Source organism: Yersinia sp. 2541 StPb PI (assembly GCF_052217145.1).
Taxonomy (GTDB): domain Bacteria; phylum Pseudomonadota; class Gammaproteobacteria; order Enterobacterales; family Enterobacteriaceae; genus Yersinia; species Yersinia enterocolitica_E.
In genome coordinates this window covers 3,179,338-3,191,884 of sequence record NZ_JAZGQB010000001.1, presented here as the reverse complement: position 1 = coordinate 3,191,884, position 12,547 = coordinate 3,179,338, and the positions used below count along the sequence as shown (strand labels likewise).

Here is a 12,547-nt window from a genome sequence, read left to right as displayed (position 1 = left end):
ATTTATGAGTGAGCATTTTGTTGGTAAATATGAAGTTGAGTTAAAGTTCCATGTATCGAACATCAGCCAATTACATGAACAACTAGCATTACATCAAGCATTGCCATTTACCCTCAATAATCATGAAAAAGATATCTATCTGGAAGCCAACGGCGGTGATTTAGCGGCTAAACAGGTCAGTATGGTTTTACGTGAGATGAACCCGTCAGGTATTCGTTTATGGATAGTAAAAGGGCCGGGAACTGAACGCTGTGAGGCCAGCAATATTGAGGATATAACCAAGGTTCAAAGCATGCTGGCGACGTTAGGCTATCAGCCAGCATTTATGCTGGAAAAAATACGGAGTATCTACTTTATTGGGAAGTTTCATGTCACAGTTGATAGCTTGGCGAGTCTTGGCGACTTTGCCGAAATAGCCATCATGACTGATGATGCTACGGCCCTGGATAGCCTTAAAGTCGAATGCCAACAGTTAGCCGATAAATTAGGGCTATTGCCACAACAACAAGAAACTCAATCTTACCGGCAGCTATTAGGTTTTTAGTCCGATGGTGATGTCATGTCGGCCGTGTTGCATACCACGGCCAGACAGCGTTATTTCTTCATCAAAGACTTTAGGTTGGCGAATGGATTATGGGTAGCAACACCCTGATCATTCTGGGCATCATCCCCGGCAATCACAGTCGACCCATATTGGTCTGCTTCGGTGTATTTAGAGTGTTCATGATCATGGCAAAAAAGGCATAACATCTCCCAATTGCTGCCATCTTCTGGGTTATTGCTATGATCATGGTCAATATGGTGAACCGTCAGCTCTCGCAGATTGGAATAAACAAACTCTCGTGAACATTTACCGCAAACCCACGGAAAAATTTTCAGTGCTTTCTCCCGATAGCCACTTTCCAGCCGGGTGTAATTCTTCGGTATATATGCCATGTGAACCCTCAATTCTGCGAGAAATAATGGTTTTATTTTAGCGTGAATTCAGGCTGTAGACTATCAACTATTGGTTATAGGTATTGAGGTGACAGTCTATAATTACGATCGGTCACTATAGGATCATATTGAATCGATTATAAAAAATAAGATTCAAATAATAATCGCATTCGGCGTATTTTTGAGACTTTTGCTGATGATTTAAAGGGATAAGACGTTTTACACTATGCCATGCTTTACACTATCAGTATTAAAGTTATTAGCATGAGATTATCTGTGTTCCGCTAATAGGCTTATTTTACAGCAGGCAATACAGTATGTTTCGCCTGAAACCCTTTGCCGATACAGTTGAGGCGATATGAAAGAATCTGAGGTACTGGCCGAAGTCAGTAATGAAAACCAGACATTGGTTGCTGTGGTGCAACAGGATAATCGGGTAGTTTACTTCTATATTTATCCGCAGGAGGCATTTGAAGAGCGTTTTCCCGTGCGTGCCTGCTGGGTGAGAAATCTGGTTGCTGCGCCACCATCGGCTGATAATACCGCCCTTGAACAAGGGTTGGCCCCACGATTAGCCGCAGAGTTCTGCCGTAATGTGGCGGGCGAGGCGGAGCTGGATGCGCAGTATATTACGATAGTCTGGTCTGAAAGTGACGACGGTGCGGCATTGTGGTATCAGGGACAACTGTTGGCAATTATTCCTGGCTGGAGCCTCTATATTGATCACTCAATTTGCTATTCCGCCAGTTGTATTAAAGATAATCCACTGACATTACCTCTGGGGTCAGCTTCAACCAATACACAATATGCCAATGCGCAACATACTCGTCAATTTTGGCGGGCCTGGCAACAGGAAGAGGGAAATCCGTGGCCTGCATTACAAGCTGAATATATTCAATATTATGAGCAGCACTTCGGTCCATCGGTAAAATATTATGCCATCGATCAGGGGACGTGGCCGCCAATGGCCATCTCCCAACATGAGAAAGAGGGAATATATTACTTTCTGACCGTGGGGGTCAGTATTCGTCCTCAGCCATGGGTTGAAATATTATTTAATGATGATGCAGCTAAATACCGGCGCTTGGAGATGGCGATTGCAATTGATAGCCAATATGTCAACGAAGACAACGCTATTCACATGGCCAGTGCGCTGGCAGGATTTGCCCACGTTCCCTGGAGTAAAATAACCTGGCTTGGCGAAGGGCATACACTGGAGTCGGCTGTCGCCCCTAAGGGTTATGAAGGCTATATTTTATCATCAGCGTTATATGCTGATGCAGACAATCTTACTCTACCTCTTCAACAAGGTGATCCGGTTAATATGTATTGGGTCAGCCCTGTGTTTACAAGCGAACGAGAGTTTGCGCATAGTGTGCCAAATGGTGGATATGATTTATTGAAAAAGCTACAACAGCAGGGAATTAATCATGTTTTCACCCCGCGACAGCCGGTTATTTGATTTATATTTAACTTGGCTGGTCTGATTTGCAGATTTTGTTAATCGGGTCTTAACTTAATGATGTTAGCTGTTTTAAGACTGTCAGGTTAAGCCCGTTATGTTTACCTGAGACCTATGTTTAAGATTGAACGCAAAGCTGAAAGGCGGATCAACAACAGTGGGTAGTCAAATCAGTTATCAGCAAATATTAATTTTATGGAGGTGTTTATGGGCATACTATCTTGGATTATTTTTGGTCTTATCGCCGGTGTTTTGGCTAAATGGATTATGCCCGGAGAGGATGGCGGTGGCTTTATTATGACCGTAATCCTTGGCGTGGTCGGTGCCCTGGTGGGGGGCTATATTAGTGTCTTCTTTGGTATGGGCAAAGTTGATGGGTTTAATTTTGGCAGCTTTGTCGTGGCGGTTATCGGTTCACTGGTTGTGCTGTTCGTCTACCGTAAATTAAGAAGTTAGATACTCATCAATATCCTGTAATTGAGTAAAGTATAAGAAAGGTGGCTATTTTTTGTCACCTTTCTCTCATAAAACTTTCATCAAGATGCAATAGAATTATCCGTTAATAGCTCATGACGACAGGCAATCTGAGAGACATGTTATGGGCCAGGCATTACGTAAATTCACTGTGGCTGACTATCCGGCTGCGGTGCAAGAACCGCGTAAGAAGGTACTTGCCGTTAAGGGATTAGTTAAAGCGTACCAATCACAACACCGTGTGCTGGATGATATTAATTTTGAACTCCATGCAGGTGAGTTTGTTGCAATTATTGGCCGCTCCGGTGCCGGAAAATCAACATTGTTACATGTTTTAAATGGCACTATTCCCAGCAGTGCGGGTGAAATTATTAATTACCATGACAATGGCGATACGCAAAATATTGCAGCACTAACAACCAAGCAGATGCGTAAATGGCGCGCAAAATGCGGCATGATCTTCCAAGATTTCTGTTTGGTCCCCCGTCTTGATGTTATTACTAATGTTTTGTTAGGCCGCCTGAGTTACACCTCCACGTTTAAATCATTTTTCAAAATATTTGCTGATGAAGATCGGGCTAGAGCAATTGAGTTATTACAATGGCTTAATATGTTACCCCATGCGTTGCAGCGTGCAGAGAATCTCTCTGGCGGCCAAATGCAACGGGTGGCCATTTGCCGCGCCATGATGCAAAACCCCAAAATATTATTGGCTGATGAACCTGTCGCTTCTTTAGATCCAAAAAACACAACCCGCATTATGAATACATTACAGAAAATAAGTGAAAACGATATTGCTGTAATTGTGAACTTACACTCTGTTGATTTGGTGAAAGACTATTGCACCCGAGTGATTGGTATTGCCCACGGGCGGATTGTCTTTGATGGGCATCCTTCACTGTTAAATGATTCTATTATTCAAGATATTTACAGCGATGAATCCACTGAACTTTTGCATTAATCCCCACTTATCCCTTTATCAGAATAGGTTATTTTAATGAAAAAAGTACTTTGTCTTACCTCATTAGTGGCAAGTTTTATGGTATTTAATGCTACAGCAGCGGATGCACCAAAAGAAATTAATCTGGGTATTCTTGGTGGGCAGAATGCGACACAACAAATTGGCGATAATATGTGTGTCAAAGAGTTTTTAGATAAAGAGTTAAATGTAAAAACAAACTTGCATAATGCATCAGACTATTCTGGCGTAATACAAGGCCTATTAGGTGGGAAGATTGACTTGGTATTAAGTATGTCTCCTTCCTCTTTTGCCTCTGTTTATATTAAAGATCCTAAAGCCGTTGATATTGTAGGTATTGCTATCGATGATACTGACAAATCACGCGGTTATCACTCTGTGGTTGTGGTGAAAGCGGATAGCCCTTATCAGAAAATTGAAGATTTGAAAGGTAAAGCGTTCGGTTTTGCTGACCCAGATTCAACCTCTGGTTTTTTAATCCCTAATCAAAGTTTTAAACAGAAATTTGGTGGAACACCGGATAATAAATATAACGACTTCTTCTCTAGCGTGACATTCTCTGGTGGTCATGAACAAGATATTCTGGGTGTCATTAACGGGCAATTCGCCGGTGCTGTCACCTGGGCTTCCATGATCGGTGACTATAACACCGGTTATACCAGTGGTGCATTTACGCGCATGATTCGTATGGATCACCCGGATTTAATGAAACAGATCCGTATCATCTGGCAGTCGCCACTGATCCCCAACGGCCCGATTCTTGTCCGCAGTGCATTACCGTCTGAATTTAAAGCGCAATTAGTCGCTGCGGTTAAAAAACTGGATAAAGAGGATCACGGTTGTTTCATTAAAGCGATGGGTGGCAAACAGCATATTGGTGAAACATCCCTCAGCGAGTATCAAACTATCATTGATATGAAGCGTGAATTAACCAAAGGTGATCGTTAATTCGGTCCGGCGGATAAAACGAAATAGCTCTGGCTTGCCGGAGCTATTGCTTTTAGGTGGTAGCTTATTTTGAATACTGATTTTAACCACTACTACCAGCAGATTCGCGGTAAACAAAAACGTGAAACGTTGATTTGGTCATTAACGCTGGCAATTATTTATCTGGGTGCTGGAAGTATTGCTGAGTTTAATTTACATACTGTTCTTATTTCCATCCCACATTTTTTTGATTATCTAGCCGAAACGATACCGGTACTCTATTGGCACAATTTATTTGCCGATGGTCACACGGAGGGGTCTCTGGCTTATTGGGGTTATCGGTTACCTATACAGTTACCGCTGATTTGGGAAACGCTGCAATTGGCGGTGGCAGCCACTATTTTATCCGTGGTGGTTGCGGTTATCCTGGCCTTCCTGGCTGCGAATAATACTCAAAGCCCGCCTTGGTTACGGTTATCTATTCGAACTTTTGTGGCATTTTTACGCACCATGCCGGAATTGGCATGGGCAGTGATGTTTGTTATGGCTTTTGGTATCGGGGCAATTCCCGGTTTTCTGGCACTGGCATTACATACGATTGGCAGTTTGACTAAGTTGTTTTATGAATCGCTTGAAACGGTATCTGATAAACCGGTGCGTGGGCTGGCGGCCTGTGGTGCGGGTAAATTACAACGAATGCGTTTTGCGCTGTGGCCACAGGTAAAACCGATATTTCTCTCTTATAGCTTTATGCGTCTGGAGATTAATTTCCGCCAATCGACCATTCTAGGACTGGTTGGTGCTGGTGGGATTGGGCAGGAACTGATGACGTCAATAAAATTGGACCGTTATGATCAGGTGAGCATGACATTGCTGCTGATTATTATTGTGGTATCGCTGTTGGATTATACCTCGGGTAAATTACGTCAGCACGTTGTGGAAGGAGCTTCATAATGTTGGCTCATCATTTAACACCGTCACAGATATTGACTTTAAAACAGCAATATCCGCAATTTTTCTTACAGCAAAAACGGTATATCAGGTTAGTTACCGCCATTACTGTCGGTATTTTTTTATATTATCTATTTTTCTTTAAAGTCTTTGGTATCCCTTGGCAGACATTTGCTAATGGAAGCCAGCAAATAAGCCGCTATTTTTTGCGTATGTTTGTTTGGCATGATTTCATTAATTGGCCATTTAAATACTATTTCAGTCAGATATTTATTACCTTGGCAATTGTATTCGCAGGGACTTTAACCGCGACGGTGCTGGCTTTGCCGCTATCATTTTTAGCCGCACGCAACGTAATGTCGACACCGGGATTACGTATTATTTCCTTTATAATTCGGCGCTTTTTGGATGTTTTTCGTGGCATTGATATGGCAATTTGGGGACTGATTTTTGTTCGTGCCGTTGGTATGGGGCCGCTTGCCGGGGTGTTAGCTATTATTATGCAAGATATAGGGTTGTTGGGTAAACTCTATGCTGAAGGGCATGAAGCTGTTGATAAATCGCCTAATCGCGGCTTGACCGCCATGGGGGCTAATGCTTTGCAAAAACACCGTTTTGGTATTTTTACTCAGTCCTTCCCAACACTGTTAGCGCTAAGCCTTTATCAAATTGAGTCAAATACGCGTTCTGCCGCAGTATTAGGTTTTGTGGGGGCGGGAGGTATTGGCTTGGTTTATGCCGAGAATATGCGTCTATGGAACTGGGATGTTGTGATGTTTATTACCTTAATAATGGTTGTGGTAGTTATGATTATGGATAAAATATCTGCCACATTACGTAGAAAATACATTTCCGGTGAGGATATCGCCCTTTATCAATCCAGCTATAACAGTAAGATGAATAGCTGATCTTTAATAAAGTAGAAAGATGAAGGGAATATTAATTTATCTTAGCCCTTCAAATTTCATTATTATTGAGTTTTATGTATTCTACCGGAATGCATACTTTTCTCATTAATCAGATTTGCATTGAGAAAATCAACGTAAATCTATACAATACTGCCCGCTAGACGTGAAAGAAGCCTTTTGTTTTTCTTGCGATATTCGCCCACGTCTACTCTAAATAATAGGAATAGGGCAGTAATATGATGAACAACGATGTGCTCCGTAGTGTTCGCTACATGCTTAACGTAAACGATATCAAGATAGCAGAAATCATTAAGCTGGCTGATTTTGAAGTGAACAATGCGGATGTCGTTAATTTTCTTAAAAAAGAAGATGAGGCCGGTTATCAAGATTGCCCTGATCTGGTAATGGCACATTTCCTTAATGGTTTGATCTTCTTTAGACGTGGTAAAGATGACAAGTTCCCGGCCCCAGCGGTAGAGCCAGTCATTACCAACAATATTGTATTGAAAAAACTACGTGTGGCATTTGAGTTGAAAGATACCGATATGCACGATGTTTTTAATGCGGTTGAATTCCCAGTATCTAAACCTGAGCTAAATGCACTGTTCCGCAAAGAGGGCAGCAAAAACTTCCGCCCATGTGGTGATCAGGCTTTGCGTTATTTTCTGAAAGGTTTGACGCTACGTATACGTGGCCCTAAAAAGTAAGATTGATCATATCGATATAACTATCTGATATAGATTATTAATAACAAAACAGGAGTGGCAATTTGGCACTCCTGTTTTTCGTTAAAATTAAGCTACACTCTTCTCACCAATCTCTGAATTAACACCATTCTGTTTTTTAATTACCTGCCCACATACTTCCTCTCATTGTTGCACTATCTGTGCCCGTGCGTTGTGCATTATTGGTGCAGACAATTAGGCCGTTTATCCGGTTATTTGGTAACGTTATCTATAATCTTCAATTAAATTATTAAGATATAAAACTGGCATGGCGATTGCGCAGAGTAATCCGATCTTGTGTGTTTTACTCAACGACCAGAGGTTAACGCTATGCAACATCGTAACTTGATTAAGGTTTTTGCTCTTTCAGCTTCAGTTATCAGTATGGGTGTGGCTTTTGGCACGCTGGCTGCCGACACCATCAAAGTGGGTATCTTGCACTCGTTGTCCGGCACGATGGCTATCTCTGAAACACCATTGAAAGATATGGCTTTGATGAGTATTGATGATATCAATGCTCATGGTGGTGTATTGGGTAAACAACTGGAGCCGGTTATTGTCGATCCGGCCTCTAACTGGCCACTCTTTGCCGAGAAAGCGCGGCAATTATTAACACAAGATAAAGTCGCCGTCGTATTTGGTGCCTGGACGTCGGTTTCACGTAAGTCTGTCTTACCGGTATTTGAAGAGTTAAATGGTCTACTGTTCTATCCGGTACAGTATGAGGGGGAGGAGATGTCGCCCAACGTCTTCTACACCGGTGCGGCACCAAACCAACAGGCTATCCCTGCTGTGGAATACTTATTAAGTGAAGATGGGGGTGGTGCCAAACGCTTTATTTTGTTAGGGACGGATTATGTCTACCCGCGCACTACCAACAAAATCCTACGTGCCTTCCTGCATACCAAAGGTATTCAGGATAAAGATATCGAAGAGATTTATACCCCGTTTGGTTACAGCGATTACCAAACTATTGTGGGTAATATTAAGAAATTCTCTGCCGATGGCAAAACCGCCGTTATTTCCACCATCAACGGCGATTCAAATGTTCCCTTCTACAAAGAATTGGCCAACCAAGGTATCAAAGCGACTGATGTGCCTGTCATTGCGTTCTCTGTGGGTGAAGAGGAACTACGTGGCATTGATACCAAACCACTAGTGGGGAATCTGGCGGCCTGGAACTACTTCCAATCGGTGGATAATCCGACGAACAAGACGTTTGTTGAACAATGGAAAGCCTATGCCAAAGCGCATAAGTTGCCGAATGCAGATACTGCTGTCACCAATGATCCGATGGAAGCTACTTGGGTAGGTATGCACATGTGGGCCCAGGCAGTAGAAAAAGCCAAATCAACCGATGTGGATAAGGTTCGTGCTGCGATGGCCGGACAAACCTATCCAGCACCATCAGGATTTACGCTGACAATGGATAAAACTAATCACCATCTGCACAAACCGGTGATGATTGGCGAAATTGAGGCTAACGGACAATTCAACGTGGTATGGCAAACCGATGCGCCAATTCGTGCTCAGCCATGGAGCCCGTTCATCGCCGGAAATGACAAGAAACCGGATCATCCAGTGAAAAGCATTCAGTAGCGATGACTCTCCAGGGCCAGATTTTGCGGGCTCTGGATCTTTTTTGCCATATATCAGTGATGAGCGGGCCTATGAAATTGTTAATTCCTGTTTGGAGTAGAGCAGTCAATTTTTTGCTCAGGCCGCTGATAGGCCTGTTACTGAGCTTTTCAGCCTTGGCAACAGCAGGGCCAGCCCATGATTTTGCTGTGGCTAATCGTTCACAGCAAGCCGCTATGTTGCAGCAATGGGCGACCGAACCGGATGCTAGCCGATTACCCTTATTGCAGGCACTGAAACAAGAAACGTTGGTGGTCGATAGCACAGGGCAGGCATTCATCCAGCATAATCAGAGTTTCACCCCGCTGGAAGGGCAGTTACAACCTGTCGGTACACCAAAGAAAATCTGGCTCAATAACCGCTTACGTATTCTGATTGCTAATGCACTGACGGCTCAACGGCTGGCAAGTGAAGACGAATCAGTGCGCTTGCAAGCGGCACTAGAGTTACAGCAGCAAGCGCAAAGTGATCAATTACCGTTACTTAATCAGCGTCTTAAATTGGAAACAGACAGTAAAGTCAAAGAGGCGCTAAGTATTGCTTTGGCTAATTTACAACTGACCGATAGTAACCCTTTGGTGCGCCTGAATGCTGTGCAATTGCTCGGACAATCAGGTTCGCCACAAACCCAATCTCGTTTGCAAAGCTTAACCGATGCTAAAACCGAGCCTGATGCACAAGTGCGTGCCGCGGCAGCCAGTAGTTTGAAACAGGTACAAAATCGGTTGATGGTCGGGGATATTATTGGGCAAGTATTCAGCGGGTTATCACTAGGCTCTATCTTGTTGCTAGCAGCTCTTGGGTTAGCCATCACTTACGGCCTATTGGGTGTTATCAATATGGCCCATGGTGAAATGCTGATGTTGGGAGCCTATTCAGCTTACTTGGTGCAATCACTGTTTCAGCAATTAGCTCCGCATTGGCTAGCCCTCTATCCGTTGGTCGCCTTGCCGGTCGCGTTCTTTATTACGGCTGGAATCGGCATGGCTTTGGAACGAACGGTAATTCGGCATCTTTATGGCCGCCCGCTGGAAACGCTGTTGGCAACCTGGGGAATTAGTCTAATGCTGATTCAGAGCGTGCGTATGATTTTTGGCGCGCAAAACTTGGAAGTCGCTAACCCTGCGTGGCTGTCTGGCGGGGTACAGATTTTGCCAAATCTGGTTTTGCCATGGAATCGTATCGCCGTTATCGCCTTTGTGATCATTGTTCTGTTACTCACTTGGCTGTTGCTAAATAAAACCCGCCTCGGTCTACAGGTACGGGCAGTGACGCAAAATCGCGCCATGGCTGCTTGCTGTGGGGTGGCAACCGGCAGGGTTGATATGCTGGCTTTTGGCCTGGGTTCGGGTATTGCCGGATTAGGAGGGGTTGCCCTGTCACAACTGGGAAATGTTGGTCCGGAATTAGGGCAGGGCTACATCATCGATTCCTTCCTGGTTGTTGTGCTTGGTGGTGTCGGACAACTGGCTGGCAGTGTTGTTGCAGCACTGGGGTTAGGCATGCTGAATAAAATTTTGGAACCGCAGATTGGCGCAGTATTAGGTAAGATTTTGATTTTAGTGCTAATCATATTATTTATTCAAAAACGGCCGCAGGGTCTGTTTGCCCTCAAGGGCAGGGTGAGTGATTAATGAATCAACCTTTAGCTATAACCTTGACGCAAAAAGCACCTGTTATCAGCTTATCATTGGGGGCTGTAGTTGTTACTGCACTGATTATTTTGCCTTTTTTAGCACTGCTGCCGGCTGATAATCCCCTCGCAATATCAACCTATACCTTAACGCTTATCGGTAAGATTCTATGCTATGCAGTAGTGGCTATCGCACTTGATCTGGTATGGGGATATGCCGGTTTACTGTCTCTTGGCCATGGCCTATTTTTCGCACTTGGTGGTTATGCCATGGGCATGTATCTGATGCGTCAGGCGGCTGGTGATGGCCTGCCTGCATTCATGTCTTTTCTATCCTGGTCTGAGTTGCCGTGGTTTTGGAGTGGTAGCCAATATTTTATTTGGGCATTGTGCCTGATCGTCTTGGTTCCCGGTTTACTGGCTTTTATTTTTGGATATTTCGCCTTTCGTTCCAAAATAAAGGGCGTCTATTTCTCTATCATGACGCAGGCGCTGACTTACGCGGGGATGTTACTGTTTTTCCGTAACGAAACGGGCTTTGGCGGTAACAACGGTTTCACCGGATTTACCACTATGCTGGGCTTCCCGGTATCGGCAACCTCTACCCGTATTGCCCTGTTTCTGGCCTCACTCGCTTTGTTAATCGCCAGTTTGGTATTGGGCTTTGCATTGGCCCGCACCAAGTTTGGGCGAGTGTTGACCGCCGTGCGTGATGCTGAAAATCGCCTGACATTTTGTGGCTATGATCCGAAAGGTTTCAAGCTGTTTGTCTGGACATTATCAGCCGTACTCTGTGCTCTGGCGGGAGCGTTGTATGTACCTCAGGTTGGTATCATCAATCCAAGTGAAATGTCGCCAACCAACTCTATTGAAGCTGCTATCTGGGTAGCACTTGGGGGGCGCGGGACATTAATTGGCCCGGTATTAGGGGCTGGCATTGTCAATGGCGCAAAAAGCTGGTTCACCATGGCAATGCCAGAATATTGGCAGTTCTTCCTCGGATTGATATTTATTTTGGTTACGTTGTTCTTACCTAAGGGTGTTATCGGGTTACTGCGGCGGGGGAAAGACAAATGAGCCGGTTTCAAATTACGGAACAACTGATTTATCCCGAGATAATTGCTCAGGAACCCGGTGCGTTAGAGCATGCGGCCGACAAGCATCGCCAGCAACGGGATCCGGTGTTAACCCTCGAAAATATTAATGTTAGTTTTGATGGCTTTCATGCTTTGCGTGATCTCTCATTGCAAATAGGTGTTGGCGAGCTGCGTTGCATTATTGGCCCGAATGGTGCGGGTAAAACCACGCTGATGGATGTGATAACCGGTAAAACACGTCCCCAGGCCGGTAAGATGACCTATGACCAACACCATGATCTCTCAATGATGAATACGATAGAGATTGCTCAAGCAGGGATTGGCCGGAAATTCCAGAAACCGACGGTATTTGAAGCGCTAAGTGTGTTTGAAAATCTTGAGTTGGCACAAAAAAGCACCAAAACGGTCTGGGCCAGTCTGCGCGCCAAGTTGAACAGTGAGCAGCGGGATCAAATTGATGAAACCCTTACTATGTTGCGCCTTAGTGAGATGCGACAGCGGCAGGCAGGCTTGTTATCTCATGGTCAAAAGCAGTTTCTTGAAATTGGGATGTTATTGGTGCAAGACCCGCATTTGCTACTGTTGGATGAGCCCGCCGCTGGGATGACCGATGCCGAGACCGCCTATACCGCCGAGTTGTTTAATCAATTAGCCGGGAAGCATTCACTGATGGTCGTGGAGCACGATATGGGGTTCGTCGAGTCTATTGCTGATCATGTCACGGTGTTGCATCAGGGCCAGGTGTTGGCCGAGGGGTCATTGGCAGAGGTGCAGGCCAACGAGCAAGTGATCGAGGTATATTTGGGGCGCTGAGCCG

Annotated in this window: 13 protein-coding genes; 12 read left to right on the top strand and 1 reads right to left on the bottom strand. The window is 44.6% G+C overall.

Annotation, left to right across the window (positions count from 1 at the left end):
- Window positions 1-4: 4 nt before the first annotated feature.
- A complete protein-coding gene (locus V1953_RS14395; protein WP_442851331.1) occupies window positions 5-544 on the top strand; it encodes a class IV adenylate cyclase in 540 nt (179 codons plus the stop codon).
- Window positions 545-594: 50 nt separating this feature from the next.
- Here V1953_RS14395 and yajD read toward each other — a convergent pair whose 3' ends face one another.
- Window positions 595-936, bottom strand: a complete 342-nt coding sequence (yajD, locus tag V1953_RS14390; RefSeq protein ID WP_005189583.1) for an HNH nuclease YajD — start codon at window positions 934-936, stop codon at window positions 595-597.
- 358 nt (window positions 937-1,294) lie between these two features.
- Here yajD and V1953_RS14385 point away from each other — a divergent pair, with 358 nt between their 5' ends.
- From V1953_RS14385 to urtD, 11 genes are all read left to right on the top strand, one after another.
- On the top strand, window positions 1,295-2,398 hold the full coding sequence (locus V1953_RS14385; protein WP_083159498.1) for a suppressor of fused domain protein: 1,104 nt from the start codon (window positions 1,295-1,297) through the stop codon (window positions 2,396-2,398).
- A gap of 207 nt (window positions 2,399-2,605) precedes the next feature.
- A complete protein-coding gene (locus tag V1953_RS14380; RefSeq protein ID WP_083159496.1) occupies window positions 2,606-2,854 on the top strand; it encodes a GlsB/YeaQ/YmgE family stress response membrane protein in 249 nt (82 codons plus the stop codon).
- A 142-nt stretch (window positions 2,855-2,996) separates the two neighbouring features.
- On the top strand, window positions 2,997-3,833 hold the full coding sequence (gene phnC / locus V1953_RS14375) for a phosphonate ABC transporter ATP-binding protein (RefSeq protein WP_083159494.1): 837 nt from the start codon (window positions 2,997-2,999) through the stop codon (window positions 3,831-3,833).
- Window positions 3,834-3,869: 36 nt separating this feature from the next.
- Window positions 3,870-4,799 carry a phosphonate ABC transporter substrate-binding protein gene (phnD, locus tag V1953_RS14370; protein WP_442821100.1) on the top strand — a complete coding sequence of 310 codons (930 nt, stop codon included), beginning with the start codon at window positions 3,870-3,872 and terminating at the stop codon, window positions 4,797-4,799.
- 69 nt (window positions 4,800-4,868) lie between these two features.
- On the top strand, window positions 4,869-5,732 hold the full coding sequence (gene phnE / locus V1953_RS14365; protein ID WP_193784694.1) for a phosphonate ABC transporter, permease protein PhnE: 864 nt from the start codon (window positions 4,869-4,871) through the stop codon (window positions 5,730-5,732).
- Window positions 5,732-6,637, top strand: a complete 906-nt coding sequence (gene phnE, locus V1953_RS14360) for a phosphonate ABC transporter, permease protein PhnE (protein WP_083159490.1) — start codon at window positions 5,732-5,734, stop codon at window positions 6,635-6,637. Before phnE (V1953_RS14365) ends, phnE (V1953_RS14360) begins: the two co-directional genes overlap by 1 nt.
- 236 nt (window positions 6,638-6,873) lie before the next feature.
- Window positions 6,874-7,344, top strand: a complete 471-nt coding sequence (locus V1953_RS14355; protein ID WP_083159488.1) for a DUF1456 family protein — start codon at window positions 6,874-6,876, stop codon at window positions 7,342-7,344.
- Window positions 7,345-7,692: 348 nt separating this feature from the next.
- A complete protein-coding gene (urtA, locus tag V1953_RS14350; RefSeq protein ID WP_442851076.1) occupies window positions 7,693-8,961 on the top strand; it encodes an urea ABC transporter substrate-binding protein in 1,269 nt (422 codons plus the stop codon).
- A gap of 71 nt (window positions 8,962-9,032) precedes the next feature.
- Window positions 9,033-10,634 carry an urea ABC transporter permease subunit UrtB gene (gene urtB / locus V1953_RS14345; protein WP_442821098.1) on the top strand — a complete coding sequence of 534 codons (1,602 nt, stop codon included), beginning with the start codon at window positions 9,033-9,035 and terminating at the stop codon, window positions 10,632-10,634.
- On the top strand, window positions 10,634-11,710 hold the full coding sequence (gene urtC, locus V1953_RS14340; RefSeq protein WP_083159484.1) for an urea ABC transporter permease subunit UrtC: 1,077 nt from the start codon (window positions 10,634-10,636) through the stop codon (window positions 11,708-11,710). Before urtB ends, urtC begins: the two co-directional genes overlap by 1 nt.
- A complete protein-coding gene (urtD, locus tag V1953_RS14335; RefSeq protein WP_372568883.1) occupies window positions 11,707-12,543 on the top strand; it encodes an urea ABC transporter ATP-binding protein UrtD in 837 nt (278 codons plus the stop codon). The genes urtC and urtD overlap by 4 nt, the downstream gene beginning before the upstream one ends.
- Window positions 12,544-12,547: the final 4 nt, after the last annotated feature.